General features: G+C 37.3%; 21 protein-coding genes. 3 read left to right on the top strand and 18 right to left on the bottom strand.

Annotation, left to right across the window (positions count from 1 at the left end; translation table 11 throughout):
• The first annotated feature begins 122 nt into the window (after positions 1-122).
• Entirely contained in the window at positions 123-935 is an 813-nt protein-coding gene (locus tag CRO15_RS15390) for a helix-turn-helix domain-containing protein (RefSeq protein WP_097046750.1), read from the top strand.
• A gap of 71 nt (positions 936-1006) precedes the next feature.
• The gene (locus CRO15_RS15385; protein ID WP_097046749.1) at positions 1007-2086 is read left to right on the top strand and encodes a serine hydrolase domain-containing protein; all 1080 of its coding nucleotides are present in this window, start codon (positions 1007-1009) and stop codon (positions 2084-2086) included.
• 69 nt (positions 2087-2155) lie between these two features.
• Here the strand turns inward: CRO15_RS15385 and rfbD are convergent, their stop codons facing one another.
• From rfbD to rfbB, 4 genes are read right to left on the bottom strand one after another with little or no spacing between them, the layout of a single operon-like run.
• Positions 2156-3025: a dTDP-4-dehydrorhamnose reductase gene (rfbD, locus tag CRO15_RS15380; protein ID WP_097046748.1), complete on the bottom strand. Its 870-nt coding sequence runs from the start codon at positions 3023-3025 to the stop codon at positions 2156-2158.
• A gap of 15 nt (positions 3026-3040) precedes the next feature.
• Entirely contained in the window at positions 3041-3589 is a 549-nt protein-coding gene (rfbC, locus tag CRO15_RS15375; RefSeq protein WP_097046747.1) for a dTDP-4-dehydrorhamnose 3,5-epimerase, read from the bottom strand.
• 3 nt (positions 3590-3592) lie between these two features.
• The gene (rfbA, locus tag CRO15_RS15370) at positions 3593-4453 is read right to left on the bottom strand and encodes a glucose-1-phosphate thymidylyltransferase RfbA (RefSeq protein ID WP_097046746.1); all 861 of its coding nucleotides are present in this window, start codon (positions 4451-4453) and stop codon (positions 3593-3595) included.
• A 13-nt stretch (positions 4454-4466) separates the two neighbouring features.
• Positions 4467-5501 carry a dTDP-glucose 4,6-dehydratase gene (gene rfbB / locus CRO15_RS15365; protein WP_097046745.1) on the bottom strand — a complete coding sequence of 345 codons (1035 nt, stop codon included), beginning with the start codon at positions 5499-5501 and terminating at the stop codon, positions 4467-4469.
• Between the two features lie 225 nt (positions 5502-5726).
• Between rfbB and CRO15_RS15360 the strand changes: the two genes are divergently transcribed.
• A complete protein-coding gene (locus CRO15_RS15360) occupies positions 5727-6860 on the top strand; it encodes a hybrid sensor histidine kinase/response regulator (RefSeq protein WP_097046744.1) in 1134 nt (377 codons plus the stop codon).
• A 540-nt stretch (positions 6861-7400) separates the two neighbouring features.
• On the opposite strand, the gene CRO15_RS19880 is transcribed toward CRO15_RS15360, so the two are convergent.
• The 14 genes from CRO15_RS19880 to CRO15_RS15285 all read right to left on the bottom strand — a co-directional run bounded on the left by CRO15_RS19880 (position 7401) and on the right by CRO15_RS15285 (position 25829).
• Entirely contained in the window at positions 7401-8276 is an 876-nt protein-coding gene (locus tag CRO15_RS19880) for a hypothetical protein (protein ID WP_207763921.1), read from the bottom strand.
• Between the two features lie 509 nt (positions 8277-8785).
• Entirely contained in the window at positions 8786-9994 is a 1209-nt protein-coding gene (locus CRO15_RS15345) for a glycosyltransferase family 2 protein (RefSeq protein ID WP_097046742.1), read from the bottom strand.
• A gap of 114 nt (positions 9995-10108) precedes the next feature.
• On the bottom strand, positions 10109-10744 hold the full coding sequence (locus CRO15_RS15340; RefSeq protein ID WP_097046741.1) for an acyltransferase: 636 nt from the start codon (positions 10742-10744) through the stop codon (positions 10109-10111).
• 11 nt (positions 10745-10755) lie between these two features.
• On the bottom strand, positions 10756-11949 hold the full coding sequence (locus tag CRO15_RS15335; RefSeq protein WP_097046740.1) for a glycosyltransferase: 1194 nt from the start codon (positions 11947-11949) through the stop codon (positions 10756-10758).
• Between the two features lies 1 nt (position 11950).
• Positions 11951-13108, bottom strand: coding sequence for a glycosyltransferase family 4 protein (locus tag CRO15_RS15330; protein ID WP_207763919.1), 1158 nt, complete (start codon positions 13106-13108; stop codon positions 11951-11953).
• A gap of 6 nt (positions 13109-13114) precedes the next feature.
• Positions 13115-14323, bottom strand: coding sequence for a glycosyltransferase family 2 protein (locus CRO15_RS15325; protein ID WP_097046739.1), 1209 nt, complete (start codon positions 14321-14323; stop codon positions 13115-13117).
• A 24-nt stretch (positions 14324-14347) separates the two neighbouring features.
• Positions 14348-15316 carry a UDP-glucuronic acid decarboxylase family protein gene (locus CRO15_RS15320; protein WP_097046738.1) on the bottom strand — a complete coding sequence of 323 codons (969 nt, stop codon included), beginning with the start codon at positions 15314-15316 and terminating at the stop codon, positions 14348-14350.
• 10 nt (positions 15317-15326) lie between these two features.
• A complete protein-coding gene (locus CRO15_RS15315; RefSeq protein ID WP_097046737.1) occupies positions 15327-16679 on the bottom strand; it encodes a UDP-glucose dehydrogenase family protein in 1353 nt (450 codons plus the stop codon).
• A gap of 50 nt (positions 16680-16729) precedes the next feature.
• On the bottom strand, positions 16730-18697 hold the full coding sequence (locus CRO15_RS15310) for an LruC domain-containing protein (RefSeq protein WP_097046736.1): 1968 nt from the start codon (positions 18695-18697) through the stop codon (positions 16730-16732).
• Between the two features lie 310 nt (positions 18698-19007).
• Complete coding sequence (locus tag CRO15_RS15305) at positions 19008-19907, bottom strand: glycosyltransferase family 2 protein (RefSeq protein WP_097046735.1); 900 nt, start codon at positions 19905-19907, stop codon at positions 19008-19010.
• A 10-nt stretch (positions 19908-19917) separates the two neighbouring features.
• Positions 19918-21402, bottom strand: a complete 1485-nt coding sequence (locus CRO15_RS15300; RefSeq protein WP_097046734.1) for an O-antigen ligase family protein — start codon at positions 21400-21402, stop codon at positions 19918-19920.
• A complete protein-coding gene (locus CRO15_RS15295) occupies positions 21399-22745 on the bottom strand; it encodes an oligosaccharide flippase family protein (protein WP_165769970.1) in 1347 nt (448 codons plus the stop codon). Before CRO15_RS15295 ends, CRO15_RS15300 begins: the two co-directional genes overlap by 4 nt.
• Entirely contained in the window at positions 22745-25093 is a 2349-nt protein-coding gene (locus tag CRO15_RS15290; protein WP_097046732.1) for a GumC family protein, read from the bottom strand. Before CRO15_RS15290 ends, CRO15_RS15295 begins: the two co-directional genes overlap by 1 nt.
• Before the next feature lies 1 nt (position 25094).
• A complete protein-coding gene (locus CRO15_RS15285) occupies positions 25095-25829 on the bottom strand; it encodes a TolC family protein (protein ID WP_165769969.1) in 735 nt (244 codons plus the stop codon).
• Positions 25830-25836: the final 7 nt, after the last annotated feature.

The raw sequence follows: 25836 nt of genomic DNA, 5'->3' as shown, positions 1-25836 counted from the left end.
GAAAAAACATGAACAGATTAAATTATGAGAGTTTTTGGCATTTATTTTCAAACTATAAAAAGCCTCACCTTTATCAACTATTTTGGTCTAAACATTGTTTTGGTCAATAAGCCGTTTATAAAATGAAAATCTCAACTAAAGGAAAATATTATGGTAGCTTAAACTCAGAGATGGCATTTAATGGTATTTTATTGACCAAATATGACTATCATGAAGTTAGAACTCCATGGCATTATCATGAAAACCCTTATTTCATGTATGTACTAAATGGTAATATGAAGGATTGCAATAGTAAAGTGAAATCATTATGTCCTGCTGGAAGTTTAATGTTCAATAATTGGGAAGAAGCTCATTATGGCTCTAAACATTCCGCTGAGGCTAGTGGTTTTCATCTGGAATTTGAAAGAAAATGGCTTAAAGAAAACGGCATACCACTCAACTTATGGGAAGGTAGTCAACTAATTGAAAACCCGGAATTGCACTTACTTTTTGCAAGGGTATATCATGAGTTTTTAATTTCAGATAATTACAGTGATGTGTCTGTTGAAGTTTTATTACTTCAAATCTGTGAAGCGTTGAGCAACTTAAAGGAATTTAACGCCCAAAAGAATCCAAACTGGGTAGATGACTTAAAAGAATTACTACATTATGATACTTCTACGCTAAGTCTTGATTATTTATCAAATGAGCTAAACGTACATCCTGTACATATCTCAAGAGCTGCCTCAAAACACCTTTCAATGAGTCTTGGTGAATATATAAGACAACATAAAATTAAAAAAGCCATTCCACTGCTTCTAAACCCAAAGAATTCACTAACCGAAATAGCTTACGAAACAGGTTTTTCAGACCAAAGTCATTTTAATCGTGTATTTAAATCGATTTTCAATATTACTCTAAGCACGTATCGAAAAAATATTACTAAAAGTTTATAATGTTAATTTCATTCTATTAAGTAGTCATCGTATTCTCTAAGTTTGATGATTCATTAATTAAAAAATGAAATATGAAATTTACACTTGTAACAATAGTTTTCTTTTTATGTGTACTACCTGCTAATGCCCAGCTCAATTTTTCTAAAACTAATAAAAGTAATATTCCGCTATTAAATAAGATGGATAGTGTTGTTTCTTCTGGAAAATATGAGCGTATCACAAGTATTTTAATAGCTAAAGATGGCAATGTCTTATTTGAAAAGTATTACAACGAAAATGATGTTAATTCTAAGCATAATACTCGTTCTGTTACTAAAACCATGGCAACTTTATTAACAGGAATAGCGATAGACAAAGGGTATATTACTTCCGAAAACGATAAAATTTTCGACTACCTGCAACATAAACTTCCGGTAAAAAATCCGGATAAGCGCAAAGAAGAAATTACGATAGAAGATCTCTTAACTATGAGTTCTATTGTAGAATGCAACGATTCCAATCGTTTTTCCAGAGGTAACGAAGAACGGATGTATATCATAGAAGATTGGGCTAAATTTTATTTGGACCTTCCGGTTTATTCTTATCCCTGGGGACCTAAACCTAAAGATCGACCTTATGGTCGCGCATTTAGTTATTGTAGCGCTGGAGCTGCTTTAGTCGCTGAAATTTTACAAAGTGCCATTAAAAGTAATTTAGTTGAATTTGCAAAGAAAAACCTTTTTGAACCTTTAGCTATTAAAGATTATAACTTGCATTACACACCATCCAATCTATTAAATACCGCCGGAGGTAGTGAGTATAGAAGTCGGGATCTTTTGAAACTAATTCAATTATGCTTAAACAAAGGACAATGGAATGGGAAGCAAATTATTTCTTCGTCTTGGATAGAAAAAGCAACAACAACAAAACTCGAAGCTTATGATGCTGAATATGGCTATCTGTTTTGGTTAAAAAACTTTGGTAAGGATAAAAAATATAAATCTTTCTTCATGTCCGGTACTGGTGGCAATAAAGTTCTAGCAAACCCAGAATTGGGTTTATCCGTTGTTATAACCACTACGAACTATAGAAATAGAAATGCGCATAATATTACCGATGAAATTATGAATGATTTTATTATTCCAGCTATGCTAGATAAAACCAGTAGGTAACAACGTGTATAATTAATTATATACAAACTGACAAGTGCAACTTAGACAGTGCACTAAGTAACAATCTTATTATATATTGATTTTGGAATATGCCTTCAAGGCAACGGCAAGACTGTCTTTCCAATGCGGAATTTCAAGTTCAAAAGTATTCTTGATTTTGGATTTATCCAGGACACTAAATTTTGGTCGTTCAGCCGGCATTGGGTATTCCTCCGATCGAATAGGTTTTAGATCGATATCTATTTTGTACTGTTGAAAAATTTCATTGGCAAAGTCATACCAGCTTGCTACTCCTTCATTGCTATAGTTGTACACTCCATAATCTATACTGTGCGCTTTGATGATATGTAAAACCACATTGGCCAAATCCAGTGCGTAGGTTGGTGTCCCCACCTGATCATATACTACGGAAAGTCCATCTCTTTCTGCACCAAGTTTGAGCATGGTCTTCATGAAGTTGTGACCATATTCCGAATACAACCAAGATGTCCTGATGATGAAATGCTCTTCCAGATTATTGATTACGGCTCGTTCTCCTTTGTATTTGGTATCGCCATAAAACCCAATGGGCCTGGCAATATCTTCTTCTAAATACGGTGTATTCAAAAATCCGTCAAAAACAAAATCAGTGGAAATATGAATCAACACGGTGCTGCTCTCATTGCAGTTTAGTGCTAAATTTCGCGCTCCAGTTACGTTGACGCGATAAGCCAAATCATTATCAGCTTCGGCCTTGTCCACATTGGTAAAAGCTGCACAGTTGATACAATATGCATAATTAGAACCTGTCAACTCCTCATGAACGGCATCAAAATCGGTAATATCCAATTCTGCTGAGGATTTAAAAACAAATTCTAAATCTTTTGCCCGCCCTTGGGCAGCAATAGATTTAAATGTGCTTCCCAATTGTCCTGATGCTCCAGTTACCAATATCTTCATGCTTCCAATATATAATTAATGGGGAACCGCTTCTTTAAAAACGGGTAAATACTTGTCTTTTTCTGAAATGATCAATTCTTCTTCATCCAAAACCCAGTTGATTTTAAAGGTTGGGTCATTGTATATGATTCCTCCTTCAGATTCGGCATTATAAAAATTATCGCACTTATACGAAAACTTAGCCGTATCACTCAAAGTCACAAAACCATGGGCACAACCACGAGGAATGAACATTTGTTTTTTATTGTTTGAGGAAAGTAACGTAGAAACCACCTTTCCAAAAGTTTTGGAACCTGGCCTAACATCAACAGCAACATCTAGGACTTCACCATCCAGTACACGTACCAACTTGGCCTGGGCATGCTCCCCTTTTTGAAAATGAAGGCCTCTCAGCACTCCTTTTGTGGACATAGATTCATTGTCCTGCACAAAAAATGGCTTTGCGTTGGTCAACAACTCAAATTTTTCTTGGTTGTAACTTTCAAAGAAATACCCTCTTTTATCTTCAAAGATTTTGGGTTCTATGATAAAACAACCCTCTATTTCGGTCTTGTGTATTTCCATCGTCTATGTTAAAACTTCTAACAATCGCTTACTATAACCACTCTTCAAAAAGGGTTCGGTAAGCTTCTTAAATTGATTTTTGGTAATGAAGCCCATTTTATAGGCCGAAGATTCAATAGCCCCTATTTTAAGGCCTTGTCTTTCCTCAATAACCTGAACAAACTGTGAAGCTTGCATTAAAGATTGAAAGGTTCCGGTGTCCAACCAAGCTGTACCCCTATCCATTATGCTCACTTTGAGCTTACCTCTTCTTAAATACTCCTGGTTAATGTCGGTTATCTCCAATTCCCCCCTTGCACTAGGCAGAATGTTCTTTGCAATTTCCACTACCTCATTATCATAAAAATAAATACCTGGAACTGCATAGTTCGATTTAGGTTTTTTCGGTTTTTCTTCAATTGAAATCACCTTTCCTTCTTCATTGAACTCAACAACCCCATATCGCTCGGGATCATTTACATGATATGCATAGATAATACCTCCATCAGGGTCGTTGTTGGATTGCAACAATTCTTCCAATCCCGTTCCATAGAAAATGTTGTCTCCCAGAATTAGGGCCACCTTGTCATCTCCAATAAATTTTTCTCCAATAATAAAGGCTTCTGCCAAACCATTGGGCTCATCTTGAACAGCATATTCAAACCTACAGCCATATTTCCTACCATCACCCAACAAGTGTTGGAACATGGGTAAATCGTGAGGGGTAGAGATAATGAGTATTTCCCAAATTCCCGATTCAATCAAAGTTGAAAGCGGGTAATAGATCATGGGTTTGTCATATACAGGCATCAGTTGCTTACTTACCGCCAATGTGATGGGGTGCAACCGTGTTCCTGATCCTCCTGCTAAAATTATTCCTTTCATCTCGTTGGTTTTATTAGGCCAAACTTTTGGACTTGTTATGGATGAACTTGTTGAAATACCAATCGATGGTCTTGTCAATACCGCTTTCAAAATTTTCATCGGCCTCCCATCCCAAATCATTCTCAATTTTTGAAGCGTCAATGGCATATCTAAAATCATGCCCAGCCCGATCCTTCACATAAGTGATCAAATCCTTATACGATCCTTTAGGCCTTGAATGCTTTTTATCCAAAATCTCACAAACCGTTTGGGCTATGTACAGATTGTTTCTTTCGTTTCTTCCTCCAATATTATAGGTCTCACCAGAAACCCCTTTATCATAAGCGAGGGCAATACCCTTACAATGGTCTAAAACGTACAACCAGTCCCTAATATTGGAACCATCTCCGTATATGGGGATAGATTCACCAGCCAATGCTTTTCTAATTATGGTAGGAATCAATTTTTCATCATGTTGTTTTGGTCCATAATTGTTGGAACAATTGGTAGTCACTACGTTCATACCATAGGTATGGTGATAGCTTCTCACAATAAAATCTGAAGATGCTTTGGAAGCACTGTACGGACTGTTGGGCGCATAGGGGGTTGTTTCCATGAACAAACCTTCTTTTCCCAAAGTTCCATAGACCTCATCGGTAGATACATGATGAAATCTTGAATTTTTATAGGCTTCCTTATACACTCCAGGACTAACCATCCAATGTTTTTTGGCAACATCAATCAGATTGAATGTCCCTAAAATGTTGGTTTGCATAAATGCATCTGGATTGGTTATGGAATTATCCACATGCGATTCTGCAGCAAAATGTATAACTCCTTGTATATCATATTTTTCAAAAATCTTTTCAATGAGTTGCCTATCACAAATGTCCCCTTTTATAAAAGTGTATCTATCATGATTTTCTACCTCTCTCAAGTTATTTAAATCACCAGCATAGGTAAGCGCATCAATATTGACCAGATGAACATCAAGATTTGCTTCCAAGAAATAGGGAACAAAGTTGGATCCTATGAACCCCGCCCCTCCCGTAACTAAAATATTTGTCATGCAGATTGTGCTTTTGTATTACTCTATTTGTAAATATAATCCTACTTTTTGTGGTCGTTCAATTATTGTTGTGAATGGCTGGTTTTTGTTGGTGGAACACTTTAATATATGTTTTAAAGCTACATAAACCAATTTATATGGCCTTAATATCTCCATTATGAAAGTTAATCCTGAAATACTTAAAATCTTTTTCCTACTTTAGTAACAGACTCTTTAACACCTTAAATGGAAAACCAAGTTACGGAAAAACACTATATCCTGGCTGTGGATGATGAACAGCTAAATCTTGAACTTTTACGATTTATTTTAGAGCGAAATGATTATCACTATGTGGGCACCAGTGATGACGATTACTTTTTTGAGCTTCTAAAAGAAAGAAAACCAGACCTTATCCTTCTGGATGTAATCATGCCACGTATTGAAGGGTTTGAACTTTGTGAAAAAATAAAGAGCTTTAAAGAGTATAAAGATATTCCCATCATATTTCTTACCGGAAAAGTCAATGTAAAGGATAAGGTTAGAGGTTTTGAAGTTGGAGGTGTTGATTACGTTACCAAACCTTTTAATGAACAAGAGCTCATTGCCCGTATCCATACTCATGTTGAGTTGATACGTGCCAAAAACCAAATTGAAGAACAGGCTCAAAACCTGAAACAATCCAATAATCTAAAAGATCGGATGTTCTCCATTATTGGTCACGACCTTCGTTCACCTTTGAGTGCCGCCAAATTAAAAATGGACTTCATCATGCGAGGCATTATTGACCCCAAGGATGATAAATTCCTTGATGAAACGGTATATGACCTATTAAAGACCATGGATGAGGCATTGAACCTGCTTCAAAACCTATTGGGGTGGGCCAAATCTGAAAGTGATCAAATCCAGATGATTCCGGAGCAATTAAATCTTAATGAATTGGTAGAGCAAACTTTCCGACTTTTAAAATTGGGCAGTGATCACAAAAAAATTGAAATGCAGAATAACGTTCCGGAAGGGCTTTTTGCTTTTGCAGATAACAATATGATCAAAACTGTGCTTCGGAACATTATGTCCAACGCTATAAAGTTTACCCCTGTTGAAGGAGTGATTAAAGTCAATGGAAAGCTCAAAAAGGATAACCTTGTAATTGAAATTGAAGATAATGGCAATGGAATTCCCAAAGAGGACATTAAAAAAATCCTGAATCCCAACGAGCACTTTAGTAAGCTTGGAACCGAAAAAGAGCCTGGTACTGGATTGGGATTGATTCTTTGTCAAAATTTTGTCACAAAAAATGGTGGCGAACTTAAAATTAGAAGCAAAGTTGGAGAGGGAAGTACCTTTTATTTTGATCTTCCTGTTTATTCAGATCAGGATTAATTTAATCCTTACCGTCTTAATATTGTTTATGTAATACAGGTTGAGATGAATTCCACCAATAACAATCATTTTCTTTTATAGGTTAGTTTGGATTGACACTTTACATGCGGACGGAAGACATTGCACTTATCGGTCGTGTATATGAAAAGTAGTAGAATAAAATGTATTTACTTTCTTTTAAAATAATAAAAGAGCAGGTAAGAATCAACCTTTTGGTTTAGCTCTTACCTGTTATTTTTTATATACCGTGTTATCGGTAGTTTTTATTTTACATCCTTACTTTGGAGTCATTCTTTCTCTATTTTTTTTATTAAACCTACTAATAATATAATGAATTAGTAAAGAAGTTCCGAGGGCGAATAAAATGCATAGATACATCATTGGGTTTTTCTTATTATCTATTATCGTTTCTATGGTGGCTGGTTTATTTGTAAAATAAAAGCTATAAAACATAACTAATGTTCCTAAAACGATAGTCAGAATTCTAAATTGATAAAAGTTCTTCAGTAATTTTTTTTTTATTTTCATAACCCTTAAAATTTATTCTTCATCTTCTATAGGTTCCCCATCATGAGTTACTTTCATTGCAACCGTAGTCCATTCTTTTAAAGCACTTGCTCCTCCACAATCTACGGTAGTCCATACAGCACTTGTCACCCCTCCTACTACAGCACCTGCCGCCGCACCAAAAACGGCTCCTCCAACAGCGCCAGTTGCTGTTCCTATTCCTGGAAGAATTACTGTTCCCCCAGTAGCTCCATAATAGCCTCCGCTTATAGCTCCAGTAATTGCTCCTCCAGCGATACCTCTCCCAATAGCTTTGCCAGCATTTTTTCTCATGCAACACCAAAAGCCACAACCAGAGCCTTTTGAGCTAAAACTGGATTTGATCAACTTATCCTCATCAGAACCAACTTCATTAATTTTATCAAAAATTAAGATAGATTGCTCTGAAGTCATTAAAATTGAATAAATTTGATTTGACTCTACTGAACTAAAGTTTTGATTGTTTAACAAAACTTTATATTTCATTACAACGTCAAGAATATAACCAGCCTCATTGTTTGCTAATTCGTTATAGAAATTAACTAAAAATTCTTTTTGACTCTCAGAATATGTATCCGATAAGTCCTCTTTTTTATAAATAACTTCTTCATCTAATGTCGGTTCGGACTTAGAAGATTTTTTAAGATAAGTTAAATCTCCATCATTTTCTATAAGTTCATTTATCAATTCGGTTAGAGATTCGTCGTATTCAAGCATTTTTTCAAATGAAGTAAGATTTTCCCCTAAACCTGAAATTAAGGTATTATAATCAATTTGTTGATTTTCATTAGTCAAGTTTTCACTTTCTGTTGAACATGATACAATTAATAGTGCTAAGATTAAATGAAGTCCAGTTTTAATTTTTCTCATTTTTTTTAAGTTAATAGTTTTATGTCTTACCATATTTTTGGAATTGGCCTGGTCTAATTCTTATCCCGTTCTTTAACAATTCAGTTTAATTTTTTTGTGTTAGCTTTTCTATTTAATTTCCGATTAAGTTGGTTGCTTTTCTAACATATAGTTCGCTAATTGCCCATAATGTTTAAGATATCGCTCGTTTTAATGAGCTATACCGCCCGATACCGAACCAAGTTCAGCACAGGTGAGTGAAGTTTGGGAAATTTTCACAAAAAATCTAGGGGCAATTGATGGTTGCTAGTTTTGAATTAACGAATGAGGGGAAAAGTCATTTTGGGTTCCTTCCTTTGGCAAGGGAAGGTGGATTAATGCTTCGCATCAAGACGGAAAGGATGGTTTTACCCTTTCCATTGTTTTGACAACACTTCGACAGGCTCAGTGTGACATTGCTCAGAATGACAGGGAAAGGAATTCTTAATTCTGTTTTGATTAGTCTAATTTGATATTACTTCAGAATACAATCAAGCAACAGCTTCTGTCCCCACTCCCCTTTTGGCACGTTCCCATTTTACGGATTGGTTTCCTTTGATGTATCGGGCAAAACCGAGGTAGACCGATAAGTTCATGATAAAAAAGTAGTAGGGGATAAAAAGTATTTTTAGTCGAATTTGTCTGTTCTCCAAAAACCATCCCAGCAAAGCAGCAGTATAAAACAACACTTGCCCCCAAAATAAAATACTGAACAATCCGAAAGAGAACAAGCCTTCATTTTGAGCAAGGACATAATTCATTGGAATAATCAAAAGAAGCAATAACGGGGTCAATGTCCAGCGCAATACCCTGTGCGAAACATACTGGAACGACAATGTTCCATATTTAAAGAAATTAAACAAGGCTCTTAATCGAACCACGGATTGGATTCCTCCTGCCGAAATCCTAACTTTTCGCTTGAGCTCTTCCTTTACATTTGCCGAAGCGGTTTCAATGGCATAGGCTTCAGGGTTATATTGAATGGTATAACCGGACATTGCCACACGCAGCGATATGATAAAATCATCTAACAGTGTATCTTTTTCAACCTCTTGCCATAATTTAGTTCTAATGGCAAAAAGTTCTCCGGCAGCTCCTACAACAGAATACAGTTCAGCATCCCATTTTTTCAATTGCGATTCGTATTTCCAATACATCCCTTCTCCTGCGCCAGCGGCACTATCTGCATCTTTGGAATAGATCCGTTTTTCTCCGGAAACACATCCTACCTTTGGATTTCGAAACAAACGCACAATCTCTCTAATGGAATTCTTCCCTAAATCAGTATTGGCATCCGAAAAAATGACAATAGGTGTCTTTACAAATTGAACCCCGCGGTTCATAGCAGCAATTTTGCCTGCTCTTTCATCTTTATGGTAGACCTTTACCCCATCATAGTTTTTAAGTAAATCAGGAGTTCCATCGTCCGAACCATCCGTTACCCAAATTTGTGTAACCTTGTCTTGGGGATAATCCAAACTTTGGGAGTTCTTTACTTTTTGGTCCAGAAAATCCTTTTCATTAAAGGCAGTAACAAAAAGTGTCACTTCCGGTTCATAATCCTCATTCCCTTGAAATGGTTTTGCCAATCCTAATATTCTTCTGACCTTAATAATCAGGAACAATACTATTCCATATCCCAAATAGGAATAAAAAATAATGAACAACGAAACCCAGAAAACTATTTTTAAAACTTCCATTATATTTTTCTTTTAATGCGAGCTTGCTCCCACCCATTATTACTCTCCAATCTCAAGCGTTTAAATTCCCTTTTTCATTTTGTCTTGTTACAAAACGAACCAAAATGTATTTCATCAAACAGCAACCATTTTCTTGGGAACACGTTCCCATTCTCCGGTACTATGATTAAATGTTTTCATTACCCTGGCCGGATTACCGACCGCCACAGAATAATCAGGAATATCTTTGGTTACCACACTACCGCCGGCAATAATACAATGTTTTCCTATAGTCACTCCTGCCAAAATGGTACTATTGGCGCCAATCCAGGTTTCTTCTTTTACCACAATCTCAGCTGTGGAAACTCCTTGTGCATGAATCGGCTGTGAAATATCTTCGTAATTATGATTGAGTCCAGAAAGCACAACATTTTGAGCCAAACGCACATCATCTTTTAAAGTCACTGGTCCTATCAACGTATTACCAAGACCCACTCTAGCCCTTGAGCCAATTTTTACTGCTCCCACTCCATTGTTCACCGTGGAAAAATCTTCAATGGTAGAATTATCCCCCAATTCAAAGGTGTTCCATGGTAAAACATCCATACGGGTTCTTCTGCAAATTGTTGCTCCCTTTCCTTTTTTGTGATAGAAAGGGTTTACAAACCATTTAACCCATAAACGAGGCCTTGCCTGATTCTTGGGCACCAATAACCAATGCACAAACTTTTTAATGGCATCGTTGTTCTTGATTTTATCCTTTAACCCCATAACCCCTGGTTTTATGCTGATTTTTTAATGGCATCGTAAATGGCAAGTACATTGTTTTCCCAGGTATGGCTTTTTGCAAATGCAATTCGCTTTTGTTGCAACTCGGGTGAATCTTCTGCCAGGGCTTTTTCAGCCAATAGAATGTATTCTTCTTTATTTGTCCCGAGATATACATGTTCTTTGAACATTTCCATAGCCTTGGTATGGGTTGCCAAAGTGGGTTTCCCCATGGCCAGGTACTCATCAATTTTACGTGGATAATTTCCAATGGTCCAATCGTTCACCACCTGTGGATTCATGGCCACGTCAAACCCTTTTACATAAGCCGGAAGTTGAGAGGCATCTTTGCTTCCCAAAAAGAAGACATTGTCCATTTGGTGCAGATTTGATCGTCCAAAATCGTCATCCTCTGGACCCACTAAAACTATACTCCAATCTTTCTTCATATTTGCCATGTATTCCAAGAGTTCAATATCCAATCGCATACTGGTCAAATAGCCTACATAGCCAATAATGGGCCCTGGGATAGCATCAAACTCTTTTGGAACCTGAATACTTCCATTTTCATCATTAAAGAGTGAAACATCACACCCTTGCCCCACCATAAAACTATTCGAATTGTATTTTAATCCATACTCGGCATATAGAGAGGAATTGTTCACCACTACATCTGCCTGTTCAATAACCAGAGGCTCAATTCGACCTCCATGTTTTCCCCAGTAGGGTACCTTGATCAGGTAATCCCTCATGTAATAAGTATAGCTTTTAGGTTCTAAAAATTCCTTTAAATGTAACCCAAGGAACATAGAACTATCATTAAAAATCAATATGTCCTTAAAACCTAAATGATCAATCGCGTCTTGAACATCATTGGAGAAAATCCTTGAATTTCTTCTATTGAATATTTTGAAAATAGGATGGAGTGGAATCCAGTTGATGGATTCTATCATCGATTCAGGATAAAGATTCCATAGATTTTCTTCTAGCTTGACCAATCCATTTTCCTCTCCATTTTTGATTCTGATACGCTTCTGAACCTTTTCAGTATTTTTTTCTCTTTTTAGGGTAGCCCTGTCCAATGGAGGATTCACATAGAGCACCCTGTTATCTTTGGCAAACTCTGCTGCAATGTTCTTGCAATTACTGCCAATTTCTATATCCCAGGCTTGTATGCCCACAACAACAATGTCTTGACCTTTTATCATATCAATTGCTTTTTAGTTCACGATGGACATCTTCATATAGTTCGAGCACATTTTTTGCCATAGCTTCCCATGAAAAGTCCTTTGCTCTTTCAATCCCTTTTTCAGAAAGTACCTTAGCCAGCATTTTATCTTCAATAAGGTTTCTCATGGCCTCAGTTATTTGGATTGGTTTCGAGGGATCTACCATAAGCGCCGTACCATCACCGGCCACTTCGGGCATGGATGATGTATTTGAGGTAATCACTGGAACCCCACAAGCCATTCCTTCCAGAATGGGAATACCAAAACTTTCGCGAAGTGATGGGTACAGAAATATGGTACACTGGCTAATTATGGCCGGTAAATCGGTGTTGGGTACATAGCCCGTTAAATGAATCAACTCCCTTATCTCTCGTCCTCCCGTGGTGTCCAAAAGCCTCAAAAGCTCTCCCTCATCATAATCCAACATTACAAGCTTGTACTTTTTGGGATATATTTTGTTGAAATCCGTAAAGGCCTTCAACACACCTTTGGTATTTTTCTTAGGATCTGTATTTCCTAAAAAGAAAAAGAAGTTATCGGGCAGATTGTACTGTTCTTTGATTGTTTTTAATTGTCCTACATCGGTCACTTTTTTAAAATGGGTTCCCACTCCATTGTAAATGGCCGTTAACCGGTTGTCCGTAAAACCAAAATGTTTATTGATCCGCTCTTTTTCAAAATTGGATACGGTAATGACCTTTTTACTTTTTCTAATGACCGGGGGCACAAAGTACCTTCGGTACATATTGCCCAGTTTTTGGTACCAAGTGCCTTCCTTTTTAAATAGGCTTATGCTTTCCAAATAAATAATATCGTGCAAAGTGGTAACAATGGGAACTTTTGAAAATAAGGGTCCGGTATTGCTTGTACAATGCAGCACATCGCAACCTTCTTTATAGGCCGCTTTTGGCAATGCGATTTGTTCCCATCCAGGATATCCCCATTTGGAATTCAACTCTACAATCTTAAAATTGGGTGCATTTGGAATACAAGTGTCATCAAAATCTGGTTTTACGAAAACCACATATTCATTTTTCTGGTCGATTTTCTGGAGGTTTTTGATTAACTCCAGCGCCACCATATCCATACCGTGCTTCTTTTTTCTGAAAAGACGTTGTCCTTCTATTCCGATTTTCATTTGCTCTTATTGACTGTTAATGGTTCCGTGTTGGGTATGAATAAACTTTTTGTTGGCTCCTTTCAATCTAAAAAGGGATAACAACATCAACATAAATGCTTTGGGAAGGGTTAGAATTGCATTGAAAGTGGCCTTGCTGTAAAATTTCTTCGGAACGGCAAAAGCAAAGGCAAAAATGACCAAACTAAAGCTGGCATACCAGTAAATTTCAGGAATTACCATAAAGTTTGATGGCCAAATCAAATTCAGCATAACGTATGTAAATGTGATTACCGAAACCAATCCCAATAAAAGTACCCTGGGTGGAGAAACCATTTGGTAAACCTTGTCAAAGAAATCAACATTGCCTTTGGCAAACAATTCCTTTAAACCAGGTATAAAATATCTTCCGAAGTAGACAAATTGCGCCGAAAGCCATCGCTTACGTTGGTTAGCAAATACTTCCGATTTTTGAACTTTTTCATCCAAAACCAATGCATTGTTGAGGTATTCAATTTTTGTCCTGTTCTTTAGGAGTTTCAATTCCAATTCTTTATCAAAACCTCCCACAGCATTCACGTTGGCCATGGTAGTCTTAAAAAAATAATAATCAAAAGCCATCCCTGATCCGATCAACGCTGATGAAAGCCCAACAACCCGATGCCCCTTTCTAAAAATGTGGTTGTTGATTTCTTCGCTGATCGCATCAAGAATGGCAAAAGAAGTATTGGTGTTTTTTGCAATACGATGTCCCTGCACCACTTTATATCCTTGATTAAAGGCTTTGTTGATTTTTTCAATGAAGTTTTCCTCCATGATGTTGTCCGCATCCAAAATCAAAGCCACATCATAATCATCCCCTATAACTTTCATCGCTTGATTAAGCGCTTTGGACTTAGTGCTTTTTTCAAAGAAAACCTCTATTACCCTTAAGGGTAAGTTTTTAAGTTTATCTAATGTAGCTAGCTGAAAAGAATCTGCAATTATAACAACTTCAAACAGGTCTTTTGGATAGGTTTGTTTTAAGGCTTGTTGGGCCACATCTACAATTACACTATCCTCTTTATAACCAGGAATAAGTACTGCGAACTTCCGTTGCTTTTGAAGTATTTCCTTCCTTTTTTTTGCTGAAAAAAGTCCAGCAAAGGAAAAAACGAACACATAAATGGACGCAAATCCGAAGTACCCTATTAAAAGGATTTCCAAACTATTGACCAAAATTCTTATTACATCCATCTATGAATCCATTTTAGCTATCAATTACCCCTCGATTAGTTCTTTTATTGATTTTTCCTTGAGCAGGTTATCAAAATACTCAATGGTTTTTCCAAGACCTGTCCTAAGATCAACGGCCGGTTCCCATCCTTTCAATTTTTCTTGTGCCAATGATATATCCGGTTTACGCTGCATGGGATCATCTGCCGGCAACGGTAAATGAATAATCCTAGATTTGGATCCTGTTAGGTCAATAATATTTTCTGCCAGTTCCAACATGGTAAACTCTCCCGGATTACCAATATTGATAGGTCCTATAAAATCATCTTCGGTATCCATCATCTTGATCATTCCGTCAACCAAATCACTTACGTATTGAAAGCTTCGTGTCTGGGTTCCATCACCAAAAATGGTAATGTCTTTTCCTTGCAATGCTTGCATAATGAAGTTCGAAACTACTCTTCCATCATCTGGTTCCATTCTTGGACCATAGGTGTTAAAGATTCTAATGATCTTTACCAAAACATCATTGGAGTTGTGGTAGTTGACGAACAAAGATTCGGCACAACGCTTTCCTTCATCATAACATGATCTTACTCCAATTGGGTTAACATGCCCCCAATAATCTTCCGGCTGTGGATGCAGCTCAGGGTCCCCGTACACCTCACTTGTGGAGGCTTGAAGGATTTTTGCTTTGATTCGCTTGGCCAATCCCAACATATTTATCGCCCCTAAAACGGATGTTTTAATGGTTTTAATTGGGTTGTGCTGGTAATGTACCGGCGAAGCCGGACAGGCCAAATTGTATATTTCATCCACTTCCAAGAAATAGGGCAAGGTCACATCATGCCGGATTATTTCAAAGTATGGGTTGTCCATTAAATGGACAATCTTGCTCTTTCTTCCGGTGAAGTAGTTATCCATACTAACTACCTCATTGCCTTCACTTAAGAGTCTCTCACATAAATGGGAGCCAACAAAACCTGCTCCTCCGGTTACTAAAATTCGTTTCATTATACCCCTATTAAATTTTTACTGTTTCTTTTTCTGTACTCTTAACTACATTTCTTCCAATACTGTAGTAGGTGTATCCTATTTCCCTCATTTCTTCTGGGTCATATATATTTCTGCCATCAAATATGAGCTTCTCGTTCATTAACTTGTCGAGAATTCTAAAGTTTGGCATTCTAAACTCGGACCACTCCGTGACAACAATCAAAGCATCAGCCTCAATAATGGCATCGTATTCATCTTTTGCATATTCTATTTTATCACCTAATATGCGTTGGGTTTCTTCCATGGCAACTGGGTCGTAGGCCCTAATATTTGCACCAAGTGCTTTTAATTGATCAATGATCACAAGTGATGGTGCTTCGCGCATGTCGTCAGTTTTGGGTTTGAAAGACAATCCCCAAAGTCCAAATTGTTTGCCTTTCAGGTTATCTCCAAAATGTGCTTTTATTTTTTCAACCAGAACAGATTTTTGTCTATAATTGACATTTTCCACGGCTTTCAACACCTCCAAAGAATGGCCATATTCATCTGCGGTCCTAACCAAAGCTTGAACATCTTTTGGGAAGCAGCTGCCTCCATATCCAGTTCCGGGATAGATGAATTTGTTTCCAATTCTGGAATCAGAACCGATTCCTTTTCGAACTAAATCAACATTGGCACCTACTAGTTCACACAGATTGGCAATGTCATTCATAAAACTAATCTTGGTAGCCAACATAGAATTTGCTGCATATTTTGTCATCTCAGAAGAAAAAATATCCATAAACAACAGTGGATGCCCATTCATTAAGAAAGGTTTGTAGAGCTTACGCATTACCTTTTCAGCGCGTTTGCTCTCAACCCCAACTACGATACGATCTGGTTTTAGAAAATCATCTACCGCACTTCCTTCTTTAAGGAATTCTGGATTTGAGGCAACGTCAAAAGGAATACGCACGTTACGATTTGACAGTTCTTCTTCTACTGCGGCTTTTACTTTGTATGATGTTCCAACCGGTACGGTACTCTTGGTAATGATTACTTTGTAATCTTCCATATGTTGACCTATTTCCCTGGCCACTCCCAATACATATTTCAGGTCCGCACTACCATCCTCATCAGGAGGCGTTCCTACAGCAATAAAAACTGCATCGCTATCTTTGATACCTTTTTTAAGATTGGTTGTAAAAGAGATTCTTCCCTTATCAATACTACGTTCCAAAAGCACATCTAATCCTGGTTCATAAATGGGAACTTCTCCTTTTCGAAGTTTTTCTATTTTTTTCTCATCAATATCTACACATACGACATTGATTCCGGTTTCTGCAAAGCAGACTCCTGTAACCAAGCCTACATATCCTGTTCCGATAACTGTTATATTCATAATCTGATATTTCTATTTATGGTTGATGTTATTATCACTTTTTATTCAACTTATTTTATGTACCAATCTAAATTTTGTGTGCCGCCCGAGTTGGCCCAATTCACAAATTTTGGATACTGTAGGGTAATTGGTATGGATTCTGGCGGAGCCGTGAATCCGGCATAGATATTTATGGCCCAAGGTAAATTGGTCTCGGTTTTATAATATCTTCCTACATTAGGATCGCTGAAATCTTGAAAAGTGCCTAAATGTCCTCCTTTGCTTGTGGGGGCCATATCTGGTAAGTGCACCTCTTTGGTTCTATCGCCGTTAACAACTAAAAATGCATTGAACGGAACGCTTCCAATTTCTTGTGGAGTAACACTTGTTGTAAAATCAATGGTCATACTAATAGTTTGCCCCTGCATTTCCTTGGCATTTCCTACTACAAAAATTACCGATTCATCAGGATCAGTTCCAGTTTCAGTGCCGTTAGCGTTAACTGAAATATAATTTGAGTTTAGCACCTGACCTTCAATACTTTCTATCTTGGAAGGTGCTATGGGCAACACAAATGCAAAACCATTTTCCAATGCTCCACCAATATTATCCACAGTAAAGTCAGCTTCAATTTTAGTGATAAGGCCTTCTGCATTGGCAATCAGGTTAAACGCATAGGACATCACTAAATCGTTAAAATCGTAATCCCCTTGGCTTGGCCATAAATCTTCAAAAGCAATCTTTCCAACCGAGTTCATCGCTGGCGCGAAGTTGTTGAACGCTTGGTTAGGGTCAAAAGGAAAATCATCAAGTTCATCGTTTACACCATCTCCATCAGCATCGTTAGATGTATCAATAACCGCAACATTCCCTATTTGAATAGCATCCACTGGATTAGCTTTTGCATAGAAAACTGCATCATTAAAATCATCATCGGATGATATATCTCTTCTTAAATCCTCAAACCCAAGCAATGTGAGTTCCCTAGCACTATCGTGCAGTAAAACCATATGATCTTTGAGGCTGGCATTCTGTTCTGGGTTCAGTTCAGGGTCTGAATAATATATATTGGCATTACTCCTTACATTAGAGCCGTTCCAACCATTGGCAACCAAAAACCATGAGATTACTGTATTTTCAGAAAATCTTCCTAAATAAACTCGGTCGCCAGGTATTAGCCCTCCCCCAGACCACTGCATTGATGTATTTGGAAAAATAATGTTATGTTGTGTTATATCATTAACCGTTGATGGATCTTGACCTAAAGGATAACTATAGTACCCCAACGCATTTCTATAACCAGCCCCCTCTGAGACAAAAGTCACCCATACATCTGCCTCCTTGGTTACAATCAAACTGGTTTCCTTACCGGCTAAATATTCTGGATGCGAAGCAGGTATGCCGCCTGAAACATATTCTGGGAGTGAAGCATTAATATCATCTAAAAGGTTTTGGGCAATTACATCTGGAAAAGCCATATTATCGGGCACACCTAAAAAGTTGTAGCTATCTATATAAGAGTATGTTGCCTTGGATTCTTGTTGAAAAGAGGTTTTTGAAGGTTTATCAGAACCCTTATTGGAACTGTTACCCCTTTCATATAATGGCCTATAATCAAATTGGACCGTGTTGCTATTAATTGCAAGTCTAACATCCCTAGTTAATCCTATATAATTGGAGTATAATAAAATACTATCTGTTCTACTTTCAAATCTAAAGGTCTTTTCAAAATGACCATTGTCATCAAATGTTGCCTTGCCAAGTGGAATACTATCCAGTACACCAGTTTTACCAAAAACAGAAAAGACTGCCCCTTTTAAAAAAACAGGCACATCCAAAACCAGTTGAATATCTTTATTTGTTGAAAAATCAAATCCAGCTGGCACTTTCAGTTCGGCTAAAGGTCCTTCAGGATTCGATGGAGGATCTGCAGTACCTTCGTCATCAGATGGAGGCGCTAGATCGGTTTCGCTAACACATCCAAGCCAAATCAAAAGAAAAGTACTTAGCGCAAGAACTTTTAAAATTTTAAACATCATAGTAGGAATAATATATTTGTAAATATTATCCTACATTTTAAGAGAGAAAAGTATTTGTTGTAAAGTATTGAATTCGTGTGGTAAACGTATAGTTAAGACATTTTTTATAGAAATCTTGCGTCCAAGAAAAGACCTGTCAGTAATTACCAATGTATAAAAGTGCCTAATCTCAATCTACCGGTTTGAGTGCAACTTTATCAGTTATTTCCAAGCAAGTAAAATTGGTCACATTTTCCAAATGTAAACGCATAATACAAAAACTATGTAGTATTACAATTTCAAGTTAATACTAAAAATAGTCTACTTAAACCTAGCCTATTTCCGCCCTATTGGTAAGGTTCCAAGAAATGGCTCTCCAAAACGCTTTGAAGTGCTTAACTTCTTTTTTTACCAAGAACTGAAGACTGTTCTTGGGAATTGAAACAAAGCATTGAAATAACAAACTTATTCCAAGCTGCAATGGTTTAAAATTCCGCCTTGCGAACAAAATACGGTTTCGGGAGATATAATAGGTCTTTAGTGGGCTAAACTTGCCCGTGGAAATAGATTCTTTGTGAAGTATATAAGATTTTGGTTGATAGTAAATCTTATACCCGGCCCGCTTAATCATCTCTGCCCAATCATGCTCTTCGTAGTACAAAAAGTAGATTTCTGTCATCATTCCAACTTTGTCCACCACCCTTTTGGGCACCATCATGGCGGCTCCATGTATAGATTCAGTTTCTCCCGCTATATCAAAACGTCCATCATCTTTTTGATGGTATCCTATACTGCTATTACGAATGGTCCAATGGTTCATTGGAGTATAGCCTGCATATTGAATCAATTCAGGATTCCAATGAAATTTGATCTTGGGACTTACCATACCTATTGTTTCATCTTCTTGTAGTGTTTTAGCCAAAGGTTCAATAAATCCTTCTGGAACAATAGTGTCATTGTTAATGAACAGTAAATATTCTCCTTTAGACTGTTTCACACCTAAATTGTTTCCACCTGCAAACCCAAGGTTCTCCTTGCTTTTAAGTAGACAAACCTCTGGATATTGTTCCTTGATTACATCTGGATTATCATTTGGTGATGCGTTGTCCACAACAATCACCTCAACATTTGGGTAAGTCAACCTTTTTAAAGATTCCAGCATCTCAAGAGTGACTTCAGATTCGTTATAATTGATGGTGATAATAGACACCAATGGAAAATTTTCAGTCATAATTTTTTGTTTACGCTGCTAGAGCCAATTCTTCTTGTTCCAATTCTTCTTTTTCTTGCTGGATTTTCTTGTCCCATTTTGGGGACAGAAAGATAAAAACCATACCCACATACATTAAAATCCCAGTGGGAAACTGTCCAAATACCCCATTACCATATGAGGCCAACATGATTCCGGCCATGCCACAAACCAATGCCGTTATCTGTCCTTTTAACCAATCATCTCGAATTTTGAACATACAATTGTATGCTCCTGTGATTAAAACAAAGAATAGAATGAATAAATGCAACCATAAACCAATAATCCCCATGTCTGCCCATATCGCCACAAACCAACTATCAGTGGCTGTATTGGCCAAAAAGGTATGCGGTGTAAATCGTTGTCCCCAGTTACCTGTAGAACCAATTCCGCCTCCAAAGGGTCTGGACGCCAAATACCCGGATAGTTTTCGCTGATTTTCCAAGCGTACCTGCAGGGATGCATCATTAGGGTCAAATGCAGTTCGCATCCTTCGAATCTGGTCATTGTTGTTCCCAATAGTAGTGTATTTGAAAAAGACAAATATTGCAACTCCTGCCATAGCGCCCAACACAATACTGGGAATATGCTTTCTCACAATGATAAACATGACTCCACCCATAGCCGGTACGGCAATAGCTCCTCGCGTACCTGAAATTAGCATACCATAAAGTCCCATGATTGCCACAAATCCGAAAAAAGCTCTTAGCTTAAAGTTATTCTTTATAAACAAAGTCAACACACCAAATACAACCCCGGTATGCCCTTGAGATGCCCCAAATTGACCTGCATCTGAGTAAAATGAGAAGATTCGAAGTTTTCCAAAAAGTATGTGAGTTACCGCACCCCCTCCATCCAACCAAGCTTGTTCAAAAGAATCTACACCAAGGGTCATCTGTAAGATTCCCTTAAAAGTTCCCAAGAGACTGATCACACCCCAAATCATAAAAAAGATCATCATATCCTTGGGGCGATTGAAAAGGATAAAACACAACGGAATAATCAACCATTGGTAGAGAGCTATTCCTCGCATAGCATAAAACCAAGCTTCAATACTTACGGCTTCAGGGTTCACAGCCTGCATCATTGCGTAACCAAACCAAATACTTACCAAAACTGTTAGTTGTGAACGAGCATTGTTCCATGGCAAACGTATTCTAAACTCTTTAAAAAAAAGAGCCATATACATCATAAACAACAGCCCATCTATCATTAAACCCCATGTACCTGGAAGGTATCTTGAAATTCCAGTAACAAAAAAACTAAAAGCTATAATGGTTATAATGCCAATTCTTGGACTAAGAAATAGGTTGATTACGTATAACATTCCCAAAGGAAATGCAATAATGCCAATCCCTGCTATAATCCCTTTTGATGCTATGAGCAAGGCAGAAGCTATTGCCAAAGAAAATAACGTAAGAATAGGCAGAGGTTTCTTCAACAAGTCTTGACCATATGTTCGCTCAAATGGATTCATGGCGCCAAATAGGTATTAAGGCTTTTGAAAAAAAGTATCCCTTCAGGAAAAATGCGTTTGGACTGAATTTGAATCTCACGACGCAAATAATAAAATCCTAGAAAAATTCCTATCAAGGTAAAAATCACGGTTCCTACGGCAACCAAAGCCAATGATTCAAATACGAATACCGCAATTAAATCCACCACAATATTGGCAAGGGTCATAATAATAACCTTGTTCAGATTTAATCTAGGTTTGTTGATGCTATCCAGCAACACTCCAGTAAACCTGTCAATAGGCAACAATAAAGTATATAGGGTAAAAATCCTAAAGATCAATGTTAGTTGGGGCAATACTTCAATGTATTCATTCCCCCCTAAAAAAAGTACTAGTTCTTCTGCCAAAATGAAACAAACTATCGCCACTGGGACAAATAATAAGGTAATGGCCCCCGAATATGCGTAGAACGTTTTACGAACTCCTTGCATATCACCATCAATGCACTTTTTAGACATTCTAGGATAAGCCGTCATGGTAAAGCTTCGCAATGGGATACCCAACAAATCGGTGAGTTTTAAAGGAATTGCATACATAGCAATACCTGCCGAGCCCAAAATTGGGCTCATCCCAATAATGAAAGTATCCGCACTCTTCAAAAGGCTTGACCCTACAAGGGTTCCCATTGAATATTTTCCAAAATTGATAAGTTCTTTTGTGGTTTTTTTTTCCGCATGTTTTAGATAAAGGCAACCATCCCATTTTTTTACAATACACCAAACGCTAGATACGACATTCACCACCAAGTGTACCCAGAGAATTTCCAATATCCCCCAATGTAACAACCAATGATTGAAAACCAGGAACACAACAAACAATCCAATATTGGAAAGGCGTACATACATCATTCCCTTAAAATCTTGCTTAGCCTGAAAGAGGGCCATAGCATTATTCCAACTTAAGTTCGTAAAAGCCAAGATGGGATACCAAGTCAAAAAGAGAAAATATCCGTAGTTAATTTGAAAATCTCCTGCTATTACCAAAGCGTACAAACTCCAGCAAACCAGGGTTATTATTCCAAGTAGCTTAAGATTGATCTTAAAGCTGGAACCCATCAATTTTTTATAGTCCTCTTGCTTTGCTCCAGATAATAACCTTACTGATGAAGTCTGTGTTAATCCAAATCGCAAAAGATCTACAAAAGTTGCCAAGGTCACATACAAGACCCAATCACCAAACAGCTCTTTGCTTAATTGTCGGGTCAACAACATAAAACTGAACAAGCCTAGAGCTGCTATCAGCACATTGGTCATCAATGAGCTCATATTTTTTTCTCGTACTATGTTCCCTAATTTCTTTAACATTATGCTATTGATTTTTTTGAAAAAAACCGTAGTTGCACTAAATTCTTCATCCATTTTCTAAATCTCGAGCGCTTTTTAGGCAAATCTCCCACAACAGTTTCCATTTCAAGTACTTTCACTCCATTCAAAATTATTGTGGGTTCAGGACCAGTTGTGGCTTCTGTGAACACTTTCAATGCATTGGCATCCGCGCTGCTCCATGGTCGGTTTGCACGTGCCACCAAAAAGGAAAAATCAATGGTTGAGGCCAATTTCACAGGAAACGGATTCTTGATAATGCTGGGTAACTCTAGAATTACAAAATCGAAAAAGTTAAAATCCAAAATTCGATGGGTACTGTCAAACTCCTCGATAGTTGAAATTTTGTATAGCTTATCAGTAACTTCATAGACAATCTGAGCATAGTTGTCATCTACCGGTTGAACCTGAAATTCAATGCCAAGTTCATTCATTGCATGATTATATCGCTCATCAATAACTTCAATCTCATATTGGTCATTGACCACATACGAAATAGCGGTATCTCGTTGATGTGCCATTTCAACCTCATAAGGATCATATGTAATATGCAGAATCTTGTACCCAAGCTCACACAGTTTGGCCACCAAATGTTCACAGATAAATGATTTTCCCTCATTTTCTTGCGTAGAAAAAAGCATATTGACTATTGGACCTTCCTGATTTTTCTTAAACTGGTTAAGGATCATATTTTTTGATATGGCATTTACCGCTTTGTTGGTCAGGTATTCATAATCTATACTCTTGTTTTTTTCTGAAATCACAGGAAAAATAGAAGATACCTTTAAGTCTATTTTTTCCTCGGCTCTTTTTGCCGTGTTAAGATTTCCATCTAAAAATTCTAGCACCAAAACGGTTATTGCCACCAGAATGAAACCAAAGACCGCAGCTACTATTACCAAAATAATTCGCTTGCTAGGGTTAGGTTTTATGGGAAAGAAAGGAGCTTCTGTGATTTTCAGGTTGGATTGTAATTCCACATTTTGTTGTCTTAATTTGGCCAACCCCAAGCTGTGTAAGAGGCTAAGGTATTCCTGCTCTTCTATATTTATCTTTCGCTCCAATTTTTTCATTGTGGCGCCCAAGGGAGCATACCAAGTATACAATTCGTCAAATTCTATGCGTTTTTTATCCAAAATTTGGAGCTCGGCCTTAGCTCCTTCATAGGTAATGGTATTCTCTAACCAATCGCCAAGAATACTTGATGATGCCACACCATTTTTATCATGGTCTACCACAAAAACTGTATCTACAGCCTGTTTGAGTTCTGCCTTTATGGCGTTTAGTTTTTTAGTAGACTCTACTATTTTTTTTGCATTTGAAGCCTGAATGGTTGAATCTCTGGAGAGATCTAAACTTTTCATGGAAATGGTATAATTCAGTGCTGCCAACTCATCTCTTAACTCTAAAATTCGCTTGCTTTGCAATCGTTTTTTCTCATGTGTTCCCAATTTCTTTTCAAGCTCGGGCAAAACTGCTTTGGCAGCATGGTAACGTTGTTGCACTTCTTGATATCGTAACTCAAAATTTTCTCTACGTGAAGCCAATTGTTTGGTTTGCTCATAGTAGTTCATGATTTTGTTGCCTTTGTTAAAATCCAGCAATTCTTTTTCTGCCGCGTTCAATTGATCAGTAGTTCTATTCAACTGAGTTTCAAAATAACTTACAACCGCATCTGATTGGTTGGCTTTTATATCGGCATTGGCCTTTATAAAAGTTTCGGTTAAAATCAACAAGGTATTCTGACAAATTCCGGGATCCTCAGATTGATAAGTAATATCAACAAAGTCACTAATGGAAATACGTCTTACTCCTATTTTTTCCAATACTTTACCTACACTGTAATCGGGATGTTCAAGGTTCAATAGCTCATTGATAAAATTGTCGTGACTTTCTTCTTTGTATGCCAAGAAATTTTCATAGGTTTTTTGCAAATCACCCTTGACCACCAGTGCATGTACATCTTCAGGAACAATTTCCATTAACTCATCGTACTTTTGTCCAGATATAATCCGAACATCTGCGCTATCCAAAAGCATGTGTTGCGCAAATAGCTTGAGTGCGACCGTTTCCAGAGTTGTTCTCGATTTTATCAGATTCAAAAGATTGTCATAAGCAATATTGGTCTTGCTATAATCAAACTTTGTATTATCCAATTCAATGGTAGATCCAGTTGCAAATGCTGTAAAAATCCTGGATTTTGAATCGTATACCTTAGGCTGGTTTTTAGTTAGAAAGAATACCAGGCCCCCTAACAAAATGGGAACTGATATGAGCAACCATATATGACGGAGCAGGATTCTTACAAAAAACAGCAGATTAAATTTCATGCTATATATTCAATTTAATCCCAACTACTTCTTCTAAAAGAAGAATGGCGAGACTTAATTCTGATTTTTGAGCTTCGTGAGCAACAATGGCTTCATTAAGCATTTGGGTGAGCCTTGTGTATTCTGGAACAGAAATGATTCCGTTTTTATATTCAGTTTCCGCTCTCAGAGATTGAATTTTGTATGTATCAACAATGGACCCATAGACAAAGAGTAATCTGTGTGCCTTGATCAGGGCATTATACCTTGTTATGACCAATTCACGAAGTTGAGCTTTGTCAATTTCTTTTTCATATACCGATCTTTCAGCTTCTGCCTTTGCCGATCTAATAGTGTTTTTTCTGTTGAGGATTGCAGATATTGGAATTTTCAAGGAAGGCCCAAAAGTGTATCTATCCTGTTTTGTTGAAAATAGTGTTTGACTTGCCTGTGGGGCTCCTGATAATTGGGATGCAGTTAAGTTATCGAATACTCCATAACTGTAAACTGCTTCTAAATAAAAGTAATCAAGCCATCTGGTCTGTGCCAAGCGTTGTCTAGCTTTCCAATATTTTTGATCGGCATCTCTATATTTGAGCTCTGGTGAGTTCCCATGTGCCAGACCAATTAAGCTGTCCAATGGAGGAAGAACCTTGGTAATATCATTCTTTTCAAGGTTAATGGCTATAAACTCATCTATTTCCTGTCCAATGGCAAAATTGCATAACAACAAGGATGTAATTGCAATAATCTTCATTCTCATT

The organism is Flagellimonas pacifica, from assembly GCF_900215465.1.
GTDB lineage: Bacteria > Bacteroidota > Bacteroidia > Flavobacteriales > Flavobacteriaceae > Flagellimonas > Flagellimonas pacifica.
The sequence above is the reverse complement of the archived record's forward strand: the minus strand, read 5'-3'. Positions and strand labels throughout refer to the sequence as shown.